The following is a 26,148-nucleotide window of genomic DNA, read 5'->3' as shown; positions in this document are numbered from 1 at the left end:
TTCCTTTGTTAGCTTATGGTTTATCAAAGTGTTCTTCAAACTCGTTTTCTTTGCCAGCTTGGTCTACCACTTTTAAATGCACATGGTAATGTCCTTTTGGTACTTCAGTTACGTTGATGTGTTTGTGAAAATTGTAGCTTGTTGCACCAACTATTGCAGCATCGGTGTACAAAAACTCTTTTTCGTAAGTGCCGCCATGTATTTCTACCACTACTCTTGCAATTTTAGTTACTGCGATGATATTTGCTTCTACATGTAAATCGTCGCCAGCTGTGTTTAAACCAACTTCAAGTCCGCTTGCTTGCGGTAAGGTTGGGTCGAATTTTAACTCCAAATCAGATTCTATTTTGGTAGATTGGCCTAGCGCATCGGTTAGGGTTAAAACCACACGGTACATTCCTAAAGCCGCATCAGCCGGAATGTCAAAATGCTCATGAAATTCAGCATTTTTTAAGCCAGCAAAACCATCAGTAAATTCTTGGTTAAACTTCCATCCAGTAGCAGCAACAGGGTTGATTTCAAGTTTTACACTAGCAATATTTGCAGTTGCAATTAGTTTAGCCTCAATGTGTAAATCTGAACCAGGAAATGCTACTTTGCTATTGTTTAAGCCCACTTCAATATCGCTAATGGTAGGCAGTTCGAAGGTTTCATCTTTTTTACAAGCTGTAAATAATGCAGCTACGGTAACAAATAGAAATAAGAATCTAGAAAATTTAATAAGCATAGGTTTTTTGTAAAAGGTTTGCATAATTGTTGTTTTTTAAGATGATTGTGTAATTGTTAATTGTGGGTATGTGATAAATTAAAAGGTATTTTTAAGGATAAAATGATGTTTCTTCCAGCTTCTGGCAGCTCAATTAAGCGGTAGAAACTGGTGTGGTTCATGTATTTTGTATCTAGTAAGTTTTGCGCTTGCAAACTGATCATCAAGGGTTGTTTATAGAGGTGTAGTTTAGTGCCCACCTGTAAATTGATGATGTTAAAGCCATCCGTTTTACGCTCTGGTGGTACAATGTTATTTTGCGTGGTGGTAATGCGGTAATCGACAGAAAAATAGGTATCCTTTAATAACTGATGATTTTTTGGTGTGTAGGTTAGATTAAACAAAACTGATGGAGGTGGCGAGAAAGGCAGCGTAAAGCCTTTTTTTGCACCCGAAATTTGCTCGGCATATAAATACTCGCCCAATAATTCGGTACTTAAAAATTTAGAGATTTGATAGCTAAACTGCAGCTCGCCGCCATACCGCATCACTTCACTTTGTGCATATTCGAAAACCTGGTTGCCCGCACCGTAAAAATAATCGTAGTTGGCAGTTGGATTTAAGTAAATATAGTTCGGGAAATAGTTGTAAAATGGGCTTAATTTGATAGACCAGCTTTTTTCTTTCCAACCTATGGTGGCATCTGCCTGATATGATTTTTCTGGAGCAAGTGTCGGATCACCTTTTTCATAGCTGAAATAATGATAATTTACACCATTTGCGCCAAGTTCTTTGGCAATTGGCATTCTAAAGCTTTTACCAATATTGGCCTTAAAAATAAATTTTTCTGGGTTGTAGTTAATCCCAACTGACCAAACTAGGCTGTTAAAGTTTCGCGTTAAATCATCGGCTCTAACTAAATTTTCCTTGCTGCCATCATTTAAGGTAGATGCGAACCAGTCGGTATATTTATTGAGTTTGATGCGGCCATAATCATAACGCAATGCTCCATGCAAAATGGTTTTTTCGTTCAGCTGTAATTGATCGTAAACAAATACACCACTTGTAAATTGCTTAAATCCGGGCACTAAAAAAGTCCAACCATTAATGCTATTGTCTTGATATTCTACATTTCCGCCAAAGCTCAATTGATGTTTACCCAATTCAAACCTATCTCTCAGGTTTGCCGAATAAACATTCTTATCAAATTCACGTTCATTATCTCTGGGTATTCCTAAATTTTCAGGATAGATAGCAGGCATGTAACCATGGTTTACATACTGACTAAATTCTTGTCTAAAGTTGCGCTGGTAGCCCAACTCCATTTCCACTTTGTGCTTATACAGTTGCAAATCGCTTCGGTTAATTAACTTAAAGTGGTTTACCTGTTGTTTTGGCAATAAAATATCTCGGTTGCTGCGATCGTGTAAGGCTAAATCAACATTTCTAGGTTCTAAACCGTGTGCGTTGGCAAAAAATCCACTTTCACTAAATACATTGCTTAGGTAAAAAATAGAGTTAAACTTTTCGCCCAAAATACCAGCGCTTAAATGAATTCCATTTTCGTTTCCAGCGGTGTTGCGTAAATAATTGTTATCCAATGGCACTTCGAAGTTGTACACCGAAACTCTATCGGTTGGCACACGGTAATCTCCATAATTTTGATAAGTAAATCTGCTATCAAAAAAGAACCGTTCATTTCTGCCTAATAGATTTACCGATGTACCGTACAAATTATTGTTGCTTTTGTCAATTAAATCCACGTTTCCACCTAAGCTGTGCTTGGCTGGTAATCTTGCTGGTTTAACATTTATTGCGCCTGCAATAGCATCAGAACCATACATAAATGATGCAGCTCCTTTTAAAATTTCTACTTCTCCAGCAGCAAATTGATCTAACTCTAAACCGTGGTCGGCACCCCATTGTTGCCCTTCGTGTTTTACTCCTTTGTCTACAACAACAACTCGGTTAAAGCCCAAACCTCTAATTAATGGCTTCGATTGTCCGGAGCCAATACCAATTGTTTTGATGCCTGGCAGGCGCTCTAGCGTTTTCATTAAACTACCACCTAAATTGCGTTGTATAAAATCTGCATTTATAACTTCAACATTAAGCGATTGTTCTTTTTGCAGGTTTTCAATCCTATTGTCTTTAATTAAAACTTCATTTAAAAGATAGCTTGATGCAGCTAATTTGATAGTTAATGTTTGCAGGGCATTTTTTAGCGTAAGTGTTCTTTTTTCATTCAAAAAACCATCCTTACTAACGCTTACGATTATTGTTTCGCCAATTTGGCCATCATAGGCAAATTTACCCTCGGTAGTACTTGTAAAGGTTATTGCAGCAGGGCTGATGTTTATTTTTGCACCAAAAACGGGTAGGCCGTTGCTGGTAATTATGCTGCCATTTAATTGCGATTGTTGCGCAAAAACATAAACTTGGCAAAATATAAATAAGCCGAGGATACTGAATTTCTTCATTATCATTTTAGAAAATAGATAAACTAGCTGATTGAAAGTCTTAATTAGATTTTCGCTCAGTTGAGTAGGTAAAAAAATAGGAAGCACCAGAAAGACTTGTTAAGTGGTGCAGATTTTAATTAAGAGAAAAGCGTAGGCGGGCCTTTATTGGTAAAGCCGTTTAAGGTAAAAGCGTAATTGATAGCTATGTAGTTGCCATATTTTTTGACAGGCTTAACCAAAGCAATTGAAAATGAATTTGCAATTGGTAGATGATATTCTTTAACCTGTTTGTGCGCTAAAAAATCACAAAGTTTACACTGTTCACTTAATTTATCGATAACAGTTTTTTGATCTGCATGAGCGCTAGATTGTATATTATCACTGTGAAAGTGGAACAGCTGCATTGTTGGCATAGCCAAAAAAAGCAACAACAATAAGCAAGCGCTTAGCTGTTTCAATTTTAATGCAATATGGTTTTGTTCTTTTTTCACGGATGCAGCAAAGTTGCAACAAATAATTATAAAAACCTAATTAGGATGTGAATTAGCTGTTTTTATATAAAAAATGTGACAGAGTTTAGAATTGATTTAGCCTTTGGTGTTGCAATCTTCGCAAATGCCATGTGCCAGTAATTGAATTGATTCCATAGTGAAATTAGCAGGAATTGTGGTGTTTGGAATTTTGATATCTAAACAATAAACTTTTTTGCATTGGTTACAATTGAAGTGCAAATGCTCATCGTGGTGATGGTTTGAGGAGCAGTTAGACTGGCAAATGGCAAAATTCGCAGTGCCAGCATGATCAATAATTTTGTGTAAAATTCCTTTTTCTTCAAAGGTACTTAAGGTGCGGTACAGGGTAACCCGATCTACTTCCTTGCCCAATTTTTTCTCCAACTCAGGTTGAGAAATGGCAGAGTTTCGTCCAATAATCTGATCTAAAACCATTAAACGAGGTTTAGTTTGTTTTAAATTACTGGCGGTAAGTATATCTTTTGGTTCCATGTTTTGATATACAAGATTAGTGATAATATGCAGTTTTGCCAAACATTAAACAACATGCTAAAGCTTATTTACAATTTTTTAGCAAATTGAATCATTGTTTTACGAGCTAAAAGTTTTCGTTCGGTAGTCTTTACTTCGTGATGATCGTGTCTGCATCCCGGTTGCAAAATACTCATGATCATCAGCATCAATAAAAAGTATTTACTATTCATCTTCATGTTTATGGTGTTGATGTGTGCTAAAATTTTTATGCGCTTTAATGTTAAAAAAGTGAGCCATGGCAATTAATAATCCACCTAAAGGGATTAAAAACGCTTCGGCATGAGCTACGAAATGTCCTAAACCGATAAGTAAAAATCCAGCTGATAAAATTGAAATAGGTAATTTTTGTTGATGTAAACGATAAGCAGTCGTTAGGGCAAATAGCCCAATGCAAAGCGATAATACGAGCATTGAAATTTCTACTAATGGATTGGCTAAGAATGTTAAACCCACCAAAGGCAGCAAGGTAGTTACTAAAGGTAAAGCAGCACAATGTATAGCGCAGGCTAAAGATGCAGCAATGCCAGTTTGATCTAACCATAAAATTCTATATCTATTTTTCATACCACAAATATAAATGCAATTTAGTTGCATTTAAAATATTGAACTTAACATCAACCAAAAAATGATTATTTATGTAAGGTGAAATATTTAGAAAAGTGGTTGTGACAACTTAGAGAGCCGTTTTATTAGATTGTAAATTAAATGCAATAATGTTGCAATTGTAATTTTAAGTTCGCATCTTTCGTTTTCATCATTAGTTAATAGTTCAGATATGGTGCAGCGGATTGGTTTACGTTGCACCTTTTTATCTATGAAGATCTAATATCAATGGTTTTCTTATTTTTTGCTGAAAATGCTTAATTTGCCTTGCATATGCAATCTAAAAACCATGTATAAATTACTTTCGGTATTCATTTTAAGTCTAGTAAGCTTTTCTTTACCTTCTAAAAAACCCATGATAGTTTATATTATCGGCGATTCTACAGCTGCAAATAAAGCTACAAATGCTTTTCCTGAAACAGGCTGGGGCATGGAGCTAGGATCTTATTTTAATAAAAATGTTCAGGTTGACAATAGAGCAATGAACGGTAGAAGTACTAAATCTTTCATCAACGAAAAAAGATGGGATGCGATTCTAACTACGCTAAAGCAAGGCGACTATGTATTGATCCAATTTGGGCATAACGACGAAAAAATTGACAAGCCAGGTATAGGTACATCTTTGGCTGAATATAAAACTAATCTGATCAAATTTATACAAGAAACCCAAGCTAAAAAGGCAAATCCGATAGTGCTTACGCCAATTATGCGAAGAAGTTTTAAGAATGGAGATCTTATAGATACGCATCAAGGTTACCCGTTTGTTGTACGTCAAGTAGCCGATTCGCTTCGGATTCCTTTAATTGATATGCACCGTAAAACGGCACAATTGTTTGTGTTGCTTGGTGAAAATTCTTCAAAAGCACTCTTCAATCATGTGGCTGTTGGTCATGTGAATTATCCAGATGGCAAAAAAGATGATACACATTTAAGTCCAAAAGGTGCTAAAATAATTGCTGGTTTAGTTATAGAAGGCATAAACGAACTTTACATCCCGTTAGGGAAACAAATAAGAAAAACTGGCAAAGTCATAAGAAAATAATTTTAGTTCTTTTTTTTGTGAACTAAAAAAACTTATGTAAATTTGCATTGTTAATTTTAAAAGCTATGACAGATAACAAGGTGATATTGAAGAAAGAGCAGGTAGCGCTTATAGAAGAATTGGCAAATGTGAATGAACGTTTGGGTATACAACCTGCCATGTCTAAAATTTTAGGTTTATTGGCAGTTTCTGATAATCCAGAACTTACTTTCGACGAGATTAAAGATACCTTAGAGTTGAGTAAAAGTGCAGTTAGTCAGGCCTTAAACCAATTGCAAATGTCAAAAAAAATCAGTTATAAAACAAAAATTGGCGATCGAAAAAGATACTTTCATTTAAGAGTAGCCGATTGGGATGCACATATTTTAGAACAGTTTGAGGGAGTTTCTTCTTTAATCAGAGTACATGAAAAGGTAATCGCAGCCCGTACAAGTGAAACGAAAGAATTTAATGACAACCTTAGAAAAATGGTCAATTTTTTATCGCTGGTACACGAGCAGGTGATGTTAATTCATCAAAAAGTTGTGAAGGATAAGCAATAATTTTTTTGAATTTATGGTTCTTTAAAAACAGAACTAACTAATAATAACTAATTAAAATAGAAACTATTAGGCTATCTAGATTAACGCGAATAGGTAGGATTTTATAAATAGTTGAGATTGGATACAAGAGCATATATTATTACAGAGGCCGATAAACTTTTTTGCCAATTTGGTTTTAAAAGTGTAACCATGGATGATATCGCAAAGCATTTAGGGATATCAAAAAAAACCATATATCAGCATTTTGCCGATAAAAATGACTTGGTAAATGTTTTAATGGAAGCGAGATATAGCAACCATAATTGCGAGATGAAAATGCATACTAAACATGGCCTGGATGCGGTGCATGAGATTTTGTTGGGGTTAGAAGATATGAACGAATGGTTAATTACCCTCAACCCAAAACTGTTTTTCGATTTGCAAAAGTATCATCCAGAGGCTTGGTTTAAGTTTTTGAAGTTTAAGGAAGAAAGCTTGGCAATTGCCATAGCAGCAAATATGGAAAGAGGAATAAAAGAAGGGATTTATAGAAGTGATATTCACATCCCGATTTTAACGGAAATGCGTTTGGCGCAAACACAGCTTGTTTTGAACGAATACAATACCTACCATAAAAACAAATACAGTATTCCGCAAGTGATGATTGAGATTACCCAGCATTTTCTCTTCGGAATTGTAACTAATGAAGGAAAAATAAGATTAGAAAAATACATAAACGAACAATTAATTAAGCAATAAAATAAAAATGAAATCGAGAATAGAAATGGTTAAGCTGCTGCTGATCTTGGTTGGGGTAATTGCCCTCCCAGAATTTACGATGGCTCAGCAGAAAATTACTTTAGGTGAAGCCTTAAATTTCGCTCTGCAAAACAACACTAGAATACGCAAAGCGAGATTAGATATTGAAGGTGGAAAGTATAAAGTGGAAGAAGTAAGAGCTCAAGCCTTACCACAAATTACGGGTACATCGGGTTTAACTTACAATCCAATTATTGGGCAACAAGTAGTAGATTTTGGAGGTCAGTTACAAACTTTACGTTTTGGGCAAAAGTGGAATTCTAATGCTGGCGTTCAATTATCGCAACAGTTATTTAACCAACAAGTATTTACAGGTTTACAAGCGGCTAAATCGAGTACAGAATATTACAATCTAACAGCTCAATTAACTGAAGAGCAGATTATTGAGTTGGTGGCCAACAACTATTATCAAGTTTTAGTAAATAGACAACAATTAACAGTGGTTGATAACAACATCAAAAATGTTAAGGTGATTGAAAAAATTATCTCCAATCAGTATAAAAATGGCTTGGCAAAAAAGATTGATGTAGATCGTATTCAAGTTAATCTTACCAATTTAGAAACCCAACGTGAGCAAAATGTAAATGCAATAATACAGTTAGAAAATCAGCTTAAATTTGCGATGGGAATGCCGGTAAGCACGCAGATTGTATTGCCAGAAACTGAACTAACAGCGGTTACGCAATTACCTCAGTTTACAGATACTGTTGCTTTAGCTAACAGAACGGAAATTAAATTATTAGATACACAGGATAAGCTTTTATCGCTACAAAGAAAAGCTTACGTATCAGAATATTATCCAACTTTAGCCTTAACAGGAAATTATACTTATTCTAGTCAGAGTAATGGTTTCGATTTTTTAAGCTCAAATGCAAGTGCCATCGGTTTTGGTTCATCAGCCATAGGCTTAACCTTGAGAGTGCCAATATTTAATGGGTTTTTAACCAGATCAAAAATTCGCCAAGCAGATGTTGATATTAGAAAAGCTAGAGAAGATAGAAGAGAAACAACAAACTCGTTAAACTTGGCTTATGAAAATGCTAAAATTCAACTAAAAAACAGCTTAAACACCATTAATGCGCAAAAAAGAAATGCAGAGCTGGCGCAAGAAATCTATAAAAGCACACAAAACAATTACAACAATGGCTTGGCAAGTTTAACTGATTTGTTAGATACAGAAAGTTCACTTACCGAAGCACAAAATAGCTATACACAGGCATTGTTAAATTATAAAATTGCCGAAATACAATTAATTAAATCAAACGGAAACATTAAATCGCTAGTAAAATAAGATGAAAAGAATAGTAATCATAGTTGTTGTAATTGTTGTTGCTCTTGGTGCAATAGCTTATGTATTAACAAACAATAAAAAGAAAAATCAAGAGAAAACAGATTTCGTAGCCAAAGGAAATGGAGCAATTGCAGTAAATGTAGCTGTAATTAATAAAACAGTTCCTGAATTAGATTTTAGTGCAAACGGAACTTTTGCTCCAAACCAAGAGTTAAATTTTTTATCAGAAAGTGCTGGTCGTGTTAAAGCCATTTATGTTAAAGAAGGTGCAAGAGTAAGTAAAGGGCAAGTTTTAGCTAAAATAGATGCTGAGATTATTAATACCGACAGAGAAACTGCTGAAGCAACGTATCAAAATGCGTTAAAAGATGAAGCTAGATACCAAAGTTCTTACACTACTGGTGGTGTAACACAGCAACAATTAGATCAGGCTAAGTTGGCGACAAAGAATGCAAAATTGCGTTTACAAGCATCACAAAGAAGATTGAGCGATGCCAATATCAAATCTCCAATTAATGGTATCGTAAACAAAAAGTACATTGAAGTTGGTGCTTTTGTAACTGCTCAAGGAACACAATTATTTGAATTGGTTGATGTTTCTAAACTAAAATTGAAAGTTAATGTAAACGAAAGTCAAGTAGCTAATTTAAAAGTTGGCGATAAAGTAGCCATTCAATCTTCAGTTTTTCCTAAAGATAAATTTACAGGTAAGGTTACTTTTATTGCCCCTAAGGCAGATGAAGCACTTAACTTTCCGATAGAAATTGAAGTAGCTAACAATATTAACAACTCGTTAAAAGCAGGGATGTATGGTACTGCAGTTTTCGATTTTCCAAAACAAGCATCTAGTATTTTAATTCCGCGTACTTCATTTGTAGGCAGTGTAAGTAGCAACCAAGTTTTTGTTTACGACAAAGCTACCAACACTGCTAAAACAAGAAGTGTGGTTAGTGGTAGAATTTTGGGTGATCAAGTTGAGGTTTTAAATGGTTTAAACGAAGGTGAGACCGTAATTACAAGCGGACAAATTAACCTGGTTGATGGCACACCAGTAAGCATAGTTAAATAAATTAGATAGGAGAAGTTAGATATGAGATTTGAGACAAATCCCAATTCTCCCATCTCATAAAAATAAAAACTAATAAAGCACAATAGATTAGAAATTGGGATAGAAAATTTGAGAACAGCATTGAGTTTTAGCTTCTCAGATCTCAAATCTCACGTCTCAAATCTTAATATAAAAAAAGATGAAAATAGCAGAAATATCCATTAAAAGACCTTCGTTGGTAATTGTAGTTTTTACTGCATTAACCTTATTAGGCTTGCTAAGTTATTTCTCATTGGGCTATGAATTATTACCAAAATTCTCTCCAAATGTGGTATCGGTATCAACCATTTATCCAGGAGCATCGCCAAGTGAGGTAGAAAATACGGTTACCAAAAAAATCGAAGATGCCGTTTCTTCGATGGAAAATGTTAAAAAAATTAACTCAACATCACTAGAAGGTGTATCTATTGTTACCATTACCTTAACAACGGCTGCAGATGTAGATTTATCCTTAAATGATGCACAACGTAAAGTAAACGCCATCTTATCTGATTTGCCTGAAGATGTAAAAGCACCTTCATTAAGTAAATTCTCATTAGATGATATGCCAATTATTACGATTGCGGCAACAGCAAAAATCTCAGATATTGATCTTTATGATATCATCGACCAAAAAATTGCACCAGAAATTTCTCGTGTTCCGGGTGTAGCTCAAGTATCTATAATTGGTGGTTCTGAGCGTGAGGTTAAAGTAGGTATCGATGCCGCAAAATTAAAAAGTTACGGTTTAACGATTGTGCAAGTTCAACAGTTGGTACAAGGCTCTAACTTAGATTTTCCTACCGGAAGTGTTAAAGCTGATGGACAGGATATTTTGGTTCGTTTGTCTGGTAAATTTCAAACCATTGATGAATTAAGAAACTTAGTCGTAGCCACTACTCCGGATGGAACACAAGTGAGAGTTTCAGACTTTGCTGATGTTCAGGAATCATCTAAAGAAGCTGAGAAAATTTCTCGTATCGATAGGTCTAACTCGCTAACATTGAGTATCGTAAAACAGAGTGATGCAAATGCGGTAAGTGTAAGTGAAGGGGTTAAAGCTGCCATCGCAAAAACCAATGCAGATTATGCAAAAGTCAACGGCTTAAACTTAAAAATTGTTAACGATAGCTCGATATACACCTTAGAATCAGCCGATGCTGTAATACATGATTTAATGATTGCTGTTGTATTGGTGGCATTTGTAATGCTTTTCTTTTTACACAGTTTAAGAAATGCGGTTTTTGTGATGATATCTATTCCGGTATCATTAATTGCAACCTTTATAGCAATTAGTCAGTTTGGTTTTACATTAAACTTAATGTCATTACTAGGTTTATCACTAGTGGTTGGTATTTTGGTTGATGATGCGATTGTGGTTTTAGAAAACATCCAACGCCACATGGAAATGGGTAAAAATAAATTTAGAGCAGCTTTTGATGCAACTCAAGAAATCGGTTTTACCGTAATTTCTATTACTCTAGTAATTGTGGTGGTGTTTTTGCCAATTTCTATGAGTACAGGTCTAGTGTCAGATATCCTTCGCCAGTTTTGTATTGTGGTAATTGTAGCCACATTGATGTCGCTAATTACCTCTTTTACAATTGTACCTCTATTGTTTTCGCGTTTTGGTAAGTTAGAGCGTATCGAGGGTAAAAATGCTTTTGGTAAATTTATCTTATGGTTCGAAAAACAGTTGGCTAAATTCACAAAGTGGATTACCAATATTCTTAACTGGACACTAAATCACAAAGCAATTACGCTAATTGGTGTATTTATGTTGCTGATAAGTTCATGCGGTTTGTTTGCGGGCAAATACATAGGCGTAGAGTTTTTCCCTAAATCTGATAAAGGAGAATTTTTAGTACAAGTAGAGTTGCCGAAGGATGCATCATTAGAGTTAACCAATCAATATGCATTACGTGCAGAAAACTATTTGAGCAAAAAACCTGAGGTTGAGCAAATGATTACTACAGTTGGTCAGTCGAGTGGCGATATGGGTAGCTCACAAGCCACAGCTTACAAAGCAGAGATAAATGTAAAATTAGTAGCTCGTGAGTTAAGACCAGGAACTAGTAGTGATATTTTGGCAAAAACTTTCTCAAGAGAACTAACCAATGAATTAGTAGGTGCCAATGTAAAAACAGTTAATATCTCTATTATGGGTACGGCAGAAAATGCGAATATTCAAATGGTGGTAATAGGCCCAGAGTTAGATAGTGCTTTACATTATGCAGAGCAAGCCAAAGCAATTTTAGCGAAAATACCGGGAGCTGCAGAAACTAAACTTTCGGTAGAAAAAGGTACACCAGAAATAAACGTAAAAGTTGATCGCGATAAAATGGCTTCGTTGGGTTTAAACTTGCAAACAGTAGGTGTAACTATGCAATATGCTTTTAGTGGTAACACCGATGCAAAATATCGTAAAGGCCAGTATGAATATGATATCAATGTTCAGTTTCAAGATTTTGATAAGAAAAACATTGATGATGTACGTAATTTAACTTTCATCAACAATAAAAATCAGCAGATTAAATTAATGCAATTTGCCGAAATTAATGAAGGTTCTGGTCCATCGCAGTTAGAGCGTTTAAATAAAACCACTTCTGTAACTGTAAAAGCACAATCAATTGGTCGCCCAACGGGTACTATTGTTGCAGATTTTCAAGCAGAGTTAGATAAACAAGAGAAGGATGGTAAACTACATCGCCCACTTGGTGTAAGCTATACTTGGGCCGGAGATCAGGAAAATCAGAGTGAAGGTTTCGGTACATTAGGGATCGCTTTATTGGCATCAATTGTATTGGTATACTTTATTATGGTAGGTTTGTATGATAGTTTTGTATATCCATTGGTAGTAATGTTTTCTATTCCTTTGGCGGTAATAGGTGCATTTTTAGCGCTCGCTTTAACCAACAACAACTTGGGTATTTTTACCATTTTAGGTTTAATTATGTTGATTGGTTTGGTAGCAAAAAATGCCATTATTTTGGTCGATTTTACCAACCAGATGAAAGCAGAAGGCAAATCAACTCGTGAGGCTTTAATTTTAGCTAACCATGCTCGTTTGCGCCCAATTTTAATGACCACCATTGCCATGGTAATTGGTATGTTGCCTATTGCATTAGCAAGTGGTGCCGGTGCCGAGTGGAAAAATGGCTTAGCTTGGGTAATTATTGGTGGCTTAATTAGTTCGCTATTTTTAACCTTAATTATTGTACCAGTAATGTACCAATGGTTCGATAACATTATGCATTATTTTGGCGCCGATAAAAAAGCTGCACCAATAGATGCGTTAATTGCAGAACCATACGATCATAAAGATGTACATGAGTACGATGTAAAACATTAATTCCCTTAATTAACATATATATCCAATCCCGTTTTATTTCGATAAAGCGGGATTTTTTTTACCATTTATATGATCTTCTTTCGCTTTGCGATATAAAATTTATTTCATTTTTTGGTGGGAGTTTTGCCGATAGGTGGCTCTTATTGTTAGAACCAAAATATCAACCTAACCAAAATGAATAAAATTAAGCTTGTATTAGCCTTATTAATTGTCATCAGTTTTACTGCATTAAAAACCAAAGATGAAGATTTTGTAAAACGAAGTTTTGACGCTGCGGCACCTTTGTATACTTCACTTTTAAACCTAACGGGAGATAATTTTAAGAATTATCCTCATTCTATTTTGCCAAATGGCGATGTTAAATATTACCAAATTGATGAATGGACAGGTGGCTTTTGGCCTGGGAGTTTGTGGTATGTGTATGAATATACAAAGGATGAAAAATGGAAATTGGCCGCTCAAAAATGGACAAACTCTTTAGAAAGTAATCAGTTTAATGATAAGCATCATGATATTGGATTTATGATGTATTGTAGTTACGGCAATGCGTTAAGGTTCGATAAAAATCCGAAATACCAACAAATATTGGTGCAATCTGCAAAAACATTAACTAAACGTTACTCGCCAATTGTAGGTAGCATTCAATCTTGGAATAAGCGCAAATCAAAAGGCGATATCAATACTTGGGAATATCCAGTAATTATGGATAACATGATGAATTTGGAATTGTTGTTTTATGCATCTAAAGTAACAAAAGATGATACATATAAAAATATTGCCATTAAGCATGCCGAGCAAACGATGAAAAATCATTTGCGTGCTGATTATAGTTCTTATCATGTAATTAATTACGATCCGAAAACTGGCAAAGTACTGCATAAACAAACCTTGCAAGGTTTTTCTGATGGGTCTACATGGGCCAGAGGTCAGGCTTGGGGCATTTACGGTTTTACCACAAGTTACAGAGAAACCAAAGACAAACGTTTTTTAAATACGGCAGTAAAAATGGCCGATTTCTTTTTAGATCATCCAAATTTACCGAGCGACGGAATACCATATTGGGATTTTAATGTGGGGCAAGCTGGTTTTAAACCTGATTGGAATTTTGATCCGAATAGATTTAAAGAGACACCAAGAGATGCTTCTGCTGCTGCAATTGCAAGTTCGGCGATGTTGGAAATGAGTACTTTTTTAAGAGGAGCACAAAAGGAAAAATATTATAATGCGGCAGTTAAAATGTTAAAATCATTAAGCACCGATCAATATTTAAATACTGACAAAGCTAATCCTTATTTTTTATTGAAACACAGTACGGGCAATTTGCCAAGCGATAGAGAAATTGACGTGCCTTTAATTTATGCAGATTATTACTTTTTAGAAGGGTTGTTAAGGTATCAGAAACTGAAGAAATAGCAGCGATGTTTTGAACCATATAAGAAATATAAGTTCATTTAAGGTCGAAGGTACTTATATTTTCTTAAATGCCTTATACGGTTTAACATTTCTGATGTGAGCTTTTAGTCTAATGCTGGTGCGAGCTTGTAGCTCGTACAGTTAGATAACTAATATAAAAGTCCGAGCTATAAGCTCGAAATAGCTAAACAGTACATCATTTAAAAACCTTCAATTTATATGTTAAGTTGATGAATTTGCAGCCTCAAATTTTGCCTAAGTAAAGATTTTACAGTACAATTGGTTGTTTAATTCAAAATATTCAATATTTTTGATTTACTCCCAAAATGTTTAAATCAAAAGATAATAAGGCAGAAGATGATTTGTTGTTGCAACAAATTAAAGCTAACAGTATGTTGGCTTTTGATGCTTTATACGATAAATATTGGGAACAGGTATACGCATCGGCATTTAAAAGATTAAAAGATGCTGATTATGCAAAGGATATCACCCAAGATATTTTTCTTCAAATTTGGCAAAAACGAGAGGAGATCAACATAGATCATTTTGCGCCTTATCTATTTACTGCAGTAAGAAATAATGTGTTTAAATGGATGCAAAAAGAGCAACGTTTTACTCCAATTCCTGATTTGTTGGCACAATTATCAGCCACTAAAGATAACGCGGATGCTGAATTACTGAGAAAAGAATTTATGCTTAAGTATGAAGCATTGATTGATACCTTAACACCTGCTCAACAAGAAATTTTCAGGCTGCGTTTTCATGATGATTTGAGTACCAAAGAAATTGCCGAAAAACTGAATATCAGTCGTAAAACCGTACAAAACCAATTGGGTAAAAGTGTTAACCAATTACGCGGATCTTTAGATTTACTCTACTTTGTAGTGATGCTTCACATCTACAATTAAAAATAATTTATTTTCTCGTGGGAGTTATTCGGAGTTTTAGCTCTATCTATTAGTGGCATAATGATGTCGCAATTTGCAATGGATAAAATTGAGTTTTTAAAACTTCTCGAAAAATATAATACAGGTTCGGCAACTGCCGAAGAAATAGCTTTTCTGGAGGCATATTATGATCTTTTTGATCAAGAAAATGATGGCTTAGCACATTTAGATGATATTCAAAAGGGTAGCATTAAGGCCGAAATTGCCGTAGGAATTAAATCTCAACTATCAGCCTTAGCAGAAGAAGAAATTAAAACTATACCATTTTTTGTTAAATATAAATGGTTAACAATTGCGGCTATATTTTTAGTGGTAAGTAGTTTAACTATACTCTTTTTTAATAAAGAAAATGTAAAGCAACAAGTTATTGCTTTACAAACTAAACCTGCAAAAAATGCCATTATTCCGGGTAGCAATAATGCCGTGCTTACCTTGGCAAATGGCAATCAAATTTCTTTAAATGATAAAGAGAATGGTGTATTGGCTAGTCAATCTGGGGTTGTTATTACCAAAAATAAAGATGGGCAATTGCAGTATCAAATTAAGGCAGATGCTCCGGCAGGTATCAATACCATTAGTACCCCTAGAGGCGGCCAATATCAATTGATTTTAGTTGATGGCACCAAAGTTTGGCTAAATGCGGCCTCATCAATTACTTTTCCAACACAGTTTAATGGTGCAGAACGCAAGGTTGAAATTATAGGAGAAGCCTACTTCGAAGTTGCCAAAAATGCGAAAAAACCATTCAAGGTAAAATCTAAAAGTCAAATAATTGAAGTTTTAGGAACGCATTTTAATGTGAATACTTATGATGATGAAGTTGCCGATAAAACGACGCTGCTTGAAGGTAGTGTGAGTATAAGTAAAATCACCAATGGAACTGTACAAACTGCAGGAACGAAAATTTTAAAACCTGGTCAGCAGGCTAGCGTAAGTGGCAATCAATCTCAAATAAATGTAGCAATGGCTGACGAAGATGAAGCTATTGCATGGAAAAATGGCTATTTTAAATTTAATAAAGCAGATATACAAACCATTATGCGACAAGTTTCGAGATGGTATAATGTTGATGTGGAATACAAAGGTGAGATGAACCAAGACCTTTTTGTGGGTAAGATTAACAGAAGTGAGCACGTAGAAGAAGTGCTCAATATTTTAGAACGGAGCAAAATTAATGTTGCCATAAAAGGCAGAACCATCATTATTTCTAATTGAACAAAACCAAATATATAAACCTAAACCCCTAAAACATATGAAGACATAATTACTATCTCCTCCATGTCTAACCCATAAATAACAAAACCGGTGTGCTACCAACACAACCGGCTTTATCCCGTTAGGGAAATTTATTTGGCGTTAGAAAAAAAATCGTTAGTCATTTTTATCAGTTCAACCAAACTTAACAAAAGTATGCAATTAAATTTTTATGGAAAAATGCAGCACTTTGCTGTGTTCATCCAACCCAAACTGTTAAGAGCTATGAAACTCACAGTAATTTTTATGATTGTTGGCTGTTTGCAGATTAGCGCTAAAAGCTTTTCGCAAAACATAAACCTTATCGGTAAAAATATCCCTCTAGAAAAAGCGCTAACTCAAATTGGCGAACAAAGTGGATATTTCTTTTTTTATAAATACAATGAAATTAAAGACGCAAAACCAGTAACACTCAATTTAAAGGGTGTAAGCTTAGAAAAAGCGTTGCAAGAAAGTTTTAAGGATCAATTATTTACCTACACGATAGACAAAAAAACTATAGTGGTAACTAAAAGCCCTGTTAAAAAAGAGCAAGAAGCTTTGCCAATAGATGTTAAAGGTAAAGTTGTAGACCAAGGTGGTTTACCTTTAATTGGCGCTAGTGTTAGACTAAAAAATAGCACCAAAGGTGTAATGACAGATGCAAATGGTAATTTCAGCATTGCTGATTTGCCAGATAATGCAATTTTGGTGGTAAGTTATACAGGTTTCATAAACACAGAAATAGCTGTGGGTGGTAGAACTAACATCACCATTACTTTAAAAGAAGATAGCCAAACTTTAGATGCAGTTGTTGCTATTGGTTATGGAACGGTACAGAAAAAAGATGTTACTGGCTCTATCAGTTCTATTGGTGCAAAGCAAATTAAAGACCAACCGATTGTAAGTTTAGATCAAGCAATGGCTGGTCAAATGGCTGGTGTGCAAGTAACGCAAGCAACTGGTGCTCCAGGTGGTGGTGCTACGGTAAGAGTACGTGGTGCAGGATCTTTATCTGCTGGTAATGAGCCATTGTATGTTGTAGATGGTTTCCCGGTAACTAATGATTATAATCAAAGAAACAATCCTTTATCAACCATAAACCCTTCAGATATTGAAAGTATTCAGGTTTTAAAGGATGCTTCTGCTACGGCAATTTATGGTTCTAGAGGTTCAAATGGTGTGGTAATTATCACTACAAAATCAGGTAAATCTGGCGCTTCTAAAATAGATTTCAATTTAACTACAGGCATACAGCAAGTAGAGAAAAAACTAGACATGCTAAATGCTAGAGAATATGCAATTTACATGAACGAGGCTAGAAATAATGCATGGATTAATTCTGGTCCAGGTCGCTCAGCTTCTGATCCTAATTCTGCTAGGCTTAATAACGTGATGTATCTATTGCCAGCGTCTTTAAGTAATCCAGATGCTTTGGGCGAAGGAACCGATTGGCAAGATGAAATCTTGAGAACTGCACCAATGAGTAATTATCAAATTAATTTCTCTGGTGGTAGCGAAAAAACAAAATACTTTGTTTCGGGTGGCTATTTAACGCAAGAAGGTATTCTTTTAGGATCTGATTTAAAACGTTATTCTTTCCGTGTTAACGTAGAATCGCAAATAAATAAAGTAATAAAAGTTGGTGCTAATATTACTCCATCTTATACTTTCTCTAATCAGACTTTAGCAGAAGGCAATTGGCAAGGTGGTGGTATTATTCAGTCAGCTTTAGCATCAAATCCACTTTTATCTCCTTACAATGCAGATGGTAGCTATACCAAAATTACAGGTCAAGGTTTTGGCTTAAGCGAGGTAGATAATGCAGTAAAAATTGCAAGAGAATATTTCCATCAGCAAGGTACCTCACGTTTATTGGGTACTGCTTTTGCTGAGGCAAGAATTATTGAAGGATTAAACTTTAAAGCTTTAGTTGGTGCAGATATTAGAAGTTTTAGAGAAGAAATCTTTAACCCATCTATCATCAACCCAAATAGTGTAAATGATACTAAACTAGCAACTGCTAACAACAATACAGTTGAGAACAGAAATTGGTTAGCTGAGTTTACCTTAAATTACAATAAAAAGGTTAAAAAACATTCGTTTGATGCTTTATTGGGTTACACGATTCAAAAAGAAAACATTGATCAGAATGCAATTAGTGCTACTAATTTTCCTAACGATCAGATTAAAACAATTAGTGCTGCTGGGGCAATTACAACTGCAACATCTATTAAACAAGAGTGGGCTTTATTGTCTTATTTAGCACGTTTAAACTATAGTTTTGATAATAAATATTTGGTAACCGCTACTTTAAGAACAGATGGTTCATCTCGTTTTGGAGTTGATAACAGATATGGTGTTTTTCCTTCGGTTTCATTGGCATGGAGAGTTTCTGAAGAGAATTTCATGAAAGATGTAAACTGGATTTCTGACCTGAAAATTAAAACCAGTTATGGTATAACCGGAAATAATTTCATCAGTAATTATGGTGCAATTGGCTTAACGGCGGCAGATAATTACATTTTTGGTGCCAGTGGTGGTACCGTAAATAACGGCATTAGGTTAGCAAATATTGGTAACACGTTATTAAGCTGGGAAAAAAATAAACAACTTGACATTGGTTTAGAGTTTGGCATTTTGCAAAACAGACTAGCGTTGTCTGTTGATTATTACAACAAAAGAACATCAGATTTATTATTAAACGTTCCTACCCCAACTTTAACAGGTTACACCAACGCTTTACAAAATATTGGCGAAATCCAAAATAAAGGATACGAGTTTACGGTAACTAGCAGAAACTTGGTAAAAGAGTTTAAATGGACAACCGACATGAACTTCTCTACCAATGGTGTTAAAGTTTTAGCTCTTGGTCCTGATGGTTCTCGTATTTTAGCCAGACAGCTTACTTTTGCCGCTGGAAATACTCACGTTACTGAAATTGGCTCGGCACCAGGTTCTTTCTTTGGCTACAAAGTGATTGGTATTTATCAAAATCAAAATGAGATTGATACACAACCAATCGTAAAAAATGCAAATGGCACAGCTTTCTCTAAACCTGGGCAATTAAAATTCGCCGATGTTAATGGTGATGGTGTGATTACTGCGGATGATAGAACGACTTTAGGTGATCCTTTTCCTGATTTTACTTATGGGATGACTAATAGTTTCGCTTACAAAGGTTTCGATTTTGCTTTTACCATTCAAGGTGTACATGGATTTGAGGTTTTAAATGCAGCAAGAAGATTTTATGGAAGCTACTCAGGCCTAAACAATACGTTAAGAAGTGCAGCAAATGGGTGGAAATCTGAAGCGGATAGAGGCGATGGGGTTACTCCGCAAATTGATAGAAACTTCGGTGCATTGGGCATAGCTTCGGTAGTTAATAATGCTACTTCTGCTTTTGTAGAAGATGGCTCATTTTTAAGGATTAGAAACATTACCCTTGGTTATAATCTGCCTGCTTCAGTTGCTAAAGCGTTAAAAGTAGCAAACGCTAGATTTAGTTTTACTGTACAAAATGCCTATACTTTTACCAAATATGAAGGATATAATCCTGAAGTGAGCGTAGAAGGAGCTAACCCATTAGTGCCAGGAGTAGATTCTGGTGCTTATCCATTAGCTCGCACATTTATGTTTGGTTTAAATTTTGGATTTTAATTACAACAATTGAGATGAAACCATCCCGAATATTCGGGATAGCTTCATCACAGTTGAAAACAAAATTATGTAAAGATGAAAAATATGAAAACAATTTTTGCTGCAGGTATAATGGTTATACTTTCGGCCAGCAGTTGTAAAAAAGACTTTTTAGATCTTGCTCCTATATCACAAATGAATGGGAACAATTTTTATAAAACCGCGGAGGATATGAAAAATGCCTTATCAGCTGCTTACGGCGGTCTTCAATATGGTGGTTTGTATTACTCTTCGATGCACATTATCGGAGATTTAAGATCGGATAATACAGAAATTACCAATCCGGCAGCTGGTACAGATATGGTAGCAGTAGATAATTTTCAGAATTTGGCTACAAATTCTATCAGCAGTACCACATGGGCTGGACACTATCAGGCTATCCAATCGGTAAATATTGTAATCGAAAAAATTGAGGCTGTACCTATGGATGCTGCTTTAAAAGCGAGATACACTGCTGAAGCTAAATTTTTAAGAGGCTTAATGTATTTTAACTTGGTACGTATTTTTGGTGATGTACCGTTGGTTACCAAGGTGATTAATAATCCACAAGAAGGTTATACTTATGGTAGAAATCCATCGGCAGAAGTTTACGCACAAATTATAACCGACTTATCTGAGGCAGAGGCAGTTTTACCTCACGAATTTACAGGTGCTGATATTGGCAGAGCTACTAAAGGTGCAGCTGCAGCTTTGCTAGGTAAAGTTTATCTTACCCAAAAAAGATGGGATTTAGCTGCACCACAACTTAAAAAAGTTATTGATAATGTTGGTTTAAACAGGTATCAATTATTACCAACTTATGCTGGTGTTTTTGGTATCGCTAATGAAAATGGCAGAGAATCTATTTTTGAAGTTCAGTTTAAAAAAGGCTCAAATAATGAAGGTAGTCCGTTTACCAATCAATTTGCGCCAATCGGTTCGGGTACTGCGGTAGTTTCTGTAGGTAATCCTTTAGGGCAAAATATTCCAACAGCTGATATGAACAATGCTTATGAAGCTAATGATGCTAGAAAAGCCGCTTCAATGAGAAACAGCTATGTGCTTGGTTCAAGTACAGTTCAGCATAATTATATCGTAAAATATTTGGGAGTTCCGGCAGCTAATTTAGATAGCGATAACAATTGGATTATTTTAAGATACGCAGATGTTTTGTTAATGTATGCAGAAGCTTTAAATGAGCAAGGGTATGTTGCAGATGGACCAGCTTTTACTTACCTAAATCAGATTAGATCAAGAGCGGGCTTACCAATTAAAACAAGTAACAATGCAAACTTAGCGCTAAGAGTGGCTAATCAGGCTGCTTTTAGATTAGCAATTGAACAAGAGAGACGAGTTGAATTAGCTTTCGAAGGACACAGATGGTTCGATTTAGTACGTACCGATAGAGCGGTAACAGTGCTGGCTGCTAAAGGTATCCAAGCGCATCAAGTTTTGTTCCCAATTCCTCAAAGTCAGATAGACATTAATCCAGCTTTGATTAAACAAAATCCTGGTTATACTAACTAATTGATGATAATGTTCATCCCGGTTCTCAAATTGGGATGAACATTATTAGTCACCTGAGTTCGATAATTAAATATTGATATTGAAGGTTTAATCTACGTTTTGGGTTATCTTGCTCGTCACCCTGAATTTATTTCAGGGTCTTTAATGCTAAACAGATGCTGAAATAAATTCAGCATGACGATCTTGCTAATACTAAGAGTATTAAAAAATTAATTTGAAATAATTGTAATCAGACTTAGTTTATCAAACAAAATTCTACTCCTAAAACCTAACCTAAATGAAAAAATTTCTTTTTTATTTAATGGTGTTTGCGCTATGCCATCAATTTTCTTTAGCCCAAGTTCAAACACTTAATATAAAAGATAGTGGCTATCGTTCTATCTGGTATAGTAACGAACCTTCTAAAGATGAATTTGTGTATAAATACAGTGGAGGATTAGGTACTTACCCGGCTAACCATTATCCATTTTCTATTTATGTGGCTAAAGTAAACAAAACGTTTTTTTGTTATGGTGGTACAGATCCCGATGGTAAAACCCTTTTACACAGCGTTTCTTACTTCGATCATGAAACTAAAATGGTTCCCAAACCCACGGTAGTTTTAGATAAAAAAACCAACAATGCTCATGATAATCCGGTAATGAATATCGATAACGATGGTTACATCTGGATATTTTCTACCGCTCATGGTACAAACGGGCCATCTTATGTACACAAAAGCTTAAAGCCTTATGATATTAGCAAATTCGAGCAAATTCAAACTACCAAAATAGAAAATGGCAAAGTCGTGCCGATGAATAATTTTTCTTATTTGCAAAGTTGGTATCAACCAGAAAATGGTTTTATTAACCTTTTTACGCATTACGATCGTAAGGTTATTGAAAACCAGCCTTCAAAACCTAGGCGTACCATTAGCTACATGACAAGTAAAGATGGTGTGAATTATTCAGAATGGAAAGATTTGGCCATAATTGAAGAAGGACATTACCAAACCAGTGGGCAGTTTAACAATAAATTGGGCAGTGCGTTTAATTTTCATCCTGTAACAGTAGGGCAAAATGGATTAAATTTTCGCTCAAATTTATACTACATCCAAACTCAAAATTTTGGTAAAACGTGGCAATCTGCCAAAGGCGATGAATTAAATCTCCCATTAAAAAATGTTTCAAATGCTGCTTTGGTTAAAGATTATCATTCACTGGGTTTAAATGTATACATCAACGACTTAGCTTATGATGCAAAAGGAAATCCAGTTATCCTTTATTTAACAAGCAAGGGTTATGAAGCTGGCCCAGAAAATGGCCCTAGAGTTTGGTATACGGCAAGGTTTACTGGAGCCGATTGGGAAATTTTACCCATTACCAATTCGGATAATAATTACGATATGGGTTCGCTTTATATCGATAAAAAAGGTGTTTGGAGAGTGATTGGGCCAACAACGCAGGGGCCACAAGCTTATAATACTGGAGGTGAAATGGTATTGTGGACGAGCAAAAATCAAGGTAAAACTTGGAAAAGCAAAGCGATGACTGCCAATAGTGAATTTAACCATTCTTACGCTCGTAGGCCAGTAAATGTGCATCCAGATTTTTATGCTTTTTGGGCTGATGGCGACGGTAGAAAGTTCTCAGAAAGCAAACTTTATTTCTCAGACAAAAAAGGAAACGTTTACCAATTGCCTATACAAATGGATGCAGATTTTGCAAAGCCAATTCTAATAAAAGTGAAGAAATAATGATGAAAAAATACTTGCTATTTCTTTTGCTAAGCATTGCGATGTATTCGTGTAAACCGGAAAAAGAATTGCCGGTTGTAGATTATATCCAATTAGAAAACACTCCACTAAAGGTTGAAGTTTTGGCTAAAAACCTAGATGTGCCTTGGGATATTGCCTATGCAGATGACAAGTCTTTATGGTTTGCCGAGCAAAAGGGAGTGGTTTCTAAAATAGATTTGCAAACCGGCGAACAAAAGAAAATATTAACCATAACCGATGTTTGGCATAAACGCACTGCTGGTTTGTTGGGTTTAGTTATTCATCCTAATTTTAAAGCTAATCCTTATGTTTTTTTAAACTATACGGTTAAAAAAGATAGTGTAATTAGCAATCATTTGGTTAGGTACGAGTTTAAAAATGATACTTTAATCAACAAAAAAATATTACTCGTTATTGATGGCTTTACAGCTCACAATGGCTCTCGGTTAGTAATAGATAAAAACGGAAAGCTACTTTGGGCAACTGGCGATGCCTATATAAAAGAGAATGCCCAAAACCTAAAAAGCTTAAATGGCAAAATTTTAAGGCTCAATATTGATGGTTCGATACCTAAAGATAATCCTTACCCAAACAGCTATGTTTTTGCCAATGGTTTTAGAAACATGCAAGGAATAACCATAGGTGATAATGGTTTAATCTATACCTCAGAACATGGCGATGCCATTGAAGATGAAGTGAATTTAATTGAAAAAGGTAAAAATTATGGCTGGCCAACTATTGAGGGTAAACATGATTTGCCTACCGATAAATTATTTGCACAACAATACCAAACAGTAGAACCCATCCAATCTTGGACACCAGTTATAGCACCTGCCGGGATCGCTTATTATGGCTATGGTAAAATTGCCGAATGGCGAAACAGCTTATTGCTGACTACGCTAAAAACCAAAAGTTTACGTGTTTTAAAATTAACTGAGGATGGTCGTAAAGTTTTGAGTGAAGAGATTTTTCTGAAAGAGCATTACGGGCGTTTACGTGATGTAGCGGTTGGACCTAAAGGCGAAATTTATATGAGCACAAGCAACCAAGATTGGAATCCTTCTCCAGGTTTTCCGTTGCCAGAAGATGATAAAATCTTAAAAATCAGTATTGCTGAGAAATCAGTAGAAAACGCCTTGAGAGGAGTTAAGCCAACGGTAGAAGAAGTGAAGACTGGCAAAATATTATACGAGCAATATTGTACATCGTGCCATAAATCAGATGGCAAGGGTATGCCAAACTCATTTCCGGCATTGGCTGGCTCTAAAAAAGTAAATGGCAAATCTGCCGATTTAATCTCACTGGTTTTAAATGGTGCAGGTGAGCAAATGCCTTCTTTTAAGTTTTTAAAAGATGATGAGGTAGCTAAAATTATCAATTACATCCATACAAATTGGGGTAATAAAGGAAAAGAAATTTCGTCCACGGATGTGAAAAATAATAGAAAATAATGAGTTCAAAAACACAAAAGAATAAATTAATCAGCCTTTTAGCTGGGCTTGGTCCGGGTATAATTACTGCTGCTTTAGTTTTTGGCCCAAGTAAAATGACCATTACATCAAAACTAGGTGCAGAGTATGGTTACAGCATGTTATGGATTGTGGTCGTAGCCATTTTCTTTATGCTCATTTTTACTAATATGGGCGCCAGAATTGGTTTACATACCGATGTAAGTTTACTCACCAATATTAGGGCAAAATGGGGTAAAGCTGTTAGCGTATTAATTGGCTTAGGCGTTTTTTTAGTCGCTACTTCTTTTCAGGCAGGTAACGCTATTGGAGTTGGCATCGCGGTAGCAGAAGCAACAGGCACAAAAGCATGGATTTGGGTTTTGGTATTTAATATTTTTGGCATGGCCTTGCTATTTTTTAGCAGCTTTTACAAAGTTTTAGAAAAGCTGATGATCGCTTTAGTTGGCTTAATGCTTGTTTCATTTTTAACTACTCTATTTTTAAGTAAACCTTCATTAAGTGGCATCGCCGAAGGTTTTATCCCAAGTGTACCGCTTGGATCATCAGCTTTAATTATAGCTTTTACGGCTTCTTGTTTTTCTATTGTTGGAGCATTTTATCAATCTTATTTAATGCAAGAGAATAAAAAGATCGGGGTTTTTAGTCAAAATAAAAGCTATACAGGTATTATCATTTTAGGAGTGATGAGCATTGTTGTTATCATTTGTGCTGCTGCGGTTCTCCATCCGCAAGGCTTAAAAGTTAACAGCGCTTCAGAAATGTCTAAAGCTCTAGTACCCTTATTTGGCACTTACGCGGCAGATTTGTTTCTAGCAGGTTTATTTGGCGCCTCATTTTCATCGTTAGTAGGTAACGCTACAGTTGGCGGCAGTTTATTAGGCGATGCATTAGGCTATGGAAGTAAATTAAGCTCAAAAGCAGTACGTTTATTTATCGCTTTTGTAATGATTTGTGGTGCAAGCATCGCGTTAATATTTGGCAAACTGCCTTTAGAACTCATCATTTTTGCACAAAGCGTTACTATTTTTCTAGTCCCATTTATCGGCATTGCCATGTACACCATCGCAAATGATAAGCAGGTAATGGGTAAAAATGCAAACAGCTTATTTGTAAAAGTTACTGGCGCTTTAGGCTTGCTTTTACTCATTGCATTAGCAGTAAAAAACTTTTTCGAATTATTTATCAACTAAAAC

Annotated in this window: 19 protein-coding genes; 14 read left to right on the top strand and 5 right to left on the bottom strand. The window is 35.4% G+C overall.

Annotation, left to right across the window (positions count from 1 at the left end):
* Positions 1–13: 13 nt before the first annotated feature.
* From AC07XU_RS02555 to AC07XU_RS02535, 5 genes are all read right to left on the bottom strand, one after another.
* On the bottom strand, positions 14–727 hold the full coding sequence (locus tag AC07XU_RS02555) for a DUF4625 domain-containing protein (protein WP_494942054.1): 714 nt from the start codon (positions 725–727) through the stop codon (positions 14–16).
* A gap of 56 nt (positions 728–783) precedes the next feature.
* Entirely contained in the window at positions 784–3,186 is a 2,403-nt protein-coding gene (locus tag AC07XU_RS02550) for a TonB-dependent receptor (RefSeq protein ID WP_494942053.1), read from the bottom strand.
* A gap of 119 nt (positions 3,187–3,305) precedes the next feature.
* Positions 3,306–3,659, bottom strand: a complete 354-nt coding sequence (locus tag AC07XU_RS02545; RefSeq protein ID WP_494942052.1) for a hypothetical protein — start codon at positions 3,657–3,659, stop codon at positions 3,306–3,308.
* Positions 3,660–3,755: 96 nt separating this feature from the next.
* Positions 3,756–4,172: a Fur family transcriptional regulator gene (locus AC07XU_RS02540; RefSeq protein WP_494942051.1), complete on the bottom strand. Its 417-nt coding sequence runs from the start codon at positions 4,170–4,172 to the stop codon at positions 3,756–3,758.
* Between the two features lie 204 nt (positions 4,173–4,376).
* Complete coding sequence (locus AC07XU_RS02535) at positions 4,377–4,778, bottom strand: MerC domain-containing protein (protein WP_494942050.1); 402 nt, start codon at positions 4,776–4,778, stop codon at positions 4,377–4,379.
* Between the two features lie 328 nt (positions 4,779–5,106).
* Here AC07XU_RS02535 and AC07XU_RS02530 point away from each other — a divergent pair, with 328 nt between their 5' ends.
* The 14 genes from AC07XU_RS02530 to AC07XU_RS02465 all read left to right on the top strand — a co-directional run bounded on the left by AC07XU_RS02530 (position 5,107) and on the right by AC07XU_RS02465 (position 26,145).
* On the top strand, positions 5,107–5,859 hold the full coding sequence (locus AC07XU_RS02530) for a rhamnogalacturonan acetylesterase (RefSeq protein WP_494942049.1): 753 nt from the start codon (positions 5,107–5,109) through the stop codon (positions 5,857–5,859).
* 65 nt (positions 5,860–5,924) lie between these two features.
* Positions 5,925–6,401, top strand: coding sequence for a GbsR/MarR family transcriptional regulator (locus AC07XU_RS02525; RefSeq protein ID WP_494942048.1), 477 nt, complete (start codon positions 5,925–5,927; stop codon positions 6,399–6,401).
* A 117-nt stretch (positions 6,402–6,518) separates the two neighbouring features.
* Entirely contained in the window at positions 6,519–7,139 is a 621-nt protein-coding gene (locus AC07XU_RS02520; protein WP_494942047.1) for a TetR/AcrR family transcriptional regulator, read from the top strand.
* Between the two features lie 7 nt (positions 7,140–7,146).
* A complete protein-coding gene (locus AC07XU_RS02515) occupies positions 7,147–8,490 on the top strand; it encodes a TolC family protein (RefSeq protein WP_494942046.1) in 1,344 nt (447 codons plus the stop codon).
* 1 nt (position 8,491) lies between these two features.
* Positions 8,492–9,559, top strand: a complete 1,068-nt coding sequence (locus tag AC07XU_RS02510) for an efflux RND transporter periplasmic adaptor subunit (protein WP_494942045.1) — start codon at positions 8,492–8,494, stop codon at positions 9,557–9,559.
* A gap of 178 nt (positions 9,560–9,737) precedes the next feature.
* On the top strand, positions 9,738–12,929 hold the full coding sequence (locus AC07XU_RS02505) for an efflux RND transporter permease subunit (RefSeq protein ID WP_494942044.1): 3,192 nt from the start codon (positions 9,738–9,740) through the stop codon (positions 12,927–12,929).
* Between the two features lie 174 nt (positions 12,930–13,103).
* Complete coding sequence (locus AC07XU_RS02500; RefSeq protein ID WP_494942043.1) at positions 13,104–14,342, top strand: glycoside hydrolase family 88 protein; 1,239 nt, start codon at positions 13,104–13,106, stop codon at positions 14,340–14,342.
* A gap of 326 nt (positions 14,343–14,668) precedes the next feature.
* Positions 14,669–15,250: an RNA polymerase sigma factor gene (locus tag AC07XU_RS02495; protein WP_494942042.1), complete on the top strand. Its 582-nt coding sequence runs from the start codon at positions 14,669–14,671 to the stop codon at positions 15,248–15,250.
* Positions 15,251–15,310: 60 nt separating this feature from the next.
* Positions 15,311–16,504 carry a FecR family protein gene (locus tag AC07XU_RS02490; RefSeq protein WP_494942041.1) on the top strand — a complete coding sequence of 398 codons (1,194 nt, stop codon included), beginning with the start codon at positions 15,311–15,313 and terminating at the stop codon, positions 16,502–16,504.
* A 264-nt stretch (positions 16,505–16,768) separates the two neighbouring features.
* Positions 16,769–20,182 carry a SusC/RagA family TonB-linked outer membrane protein gene (locus AC07XU_RS02485; protein WP_494942040.1) on the top strand — a complete coding sequence of 1,138 codons (3,414 nt, stop codon included), beginning with the start codon at positions 16,769–16,771 and terminating at the stop codon, positions 20,180–20,182.
* Between the two features lie 84 nt (positions 20,183–20,266).
* Positions 20,267–21,727, top strand: a complete 1,461-nt coding sequence (locus tag AC07XU_RS02480) for a RagB/SusD family nutrient uptake outer membrane protein (protein ID WP_494942039.1) — start codon at positions 20,267–20,269, stop codon at positions 21,725–21,727.
* A 277-nt stretch (positions 21,728–22,004) separates the two neighbouring features.
* Complete coding sequence (locus AC07XU_RS02475) at positions 22,005–23,462, top strand: BNR-4 repeat-containing protein (protein WP_494942038.1); 1,458 nt, start codon at positions 22,005–22,007, stop codon at positions 23,460–23,462.
* A complete protein-coding gene (locus AC07XU_RS02470) occupies positions 23,462–24,934 on the top strand; it encodes a PQQ-dependent sugar dehydrogenase (RefSeq protein WP_494942037.1) in 1,473 nt (490 codons plus the stop codon). The genes AC07XU_RS02475 and AC07XU_RS02470 overlap by 1 nt, the downstream gene beginning before the upstream one ends.
* Complete coding sequence (locus tag AC07XU_RS02465) at positions 24,934–26,145, top strand: Nramp family divalent metal transporter (RefSeq protein ID WP_494942036.1); 1,212 nt, start codon at positions 24,934–24,936, stop codon at positions 26,143–26,145. The genes AC07XU_RS02470 and AC07XU_RS02465 overlap by 1 nt, the downstream gene beginning before the upstream one ends.
* The last annotated feature ends 3 nt before the right edge of the window (positions 26,146–26,148 follow it).

This window comes from Pedobacter sp. GW456-11-11-14-TSB4 (assembly GCF_059424425.1).
Note: the sequence above shows the minus strand (reverse complement) of the source record. Positions and strands in the feature narration are given on the sequence as shown.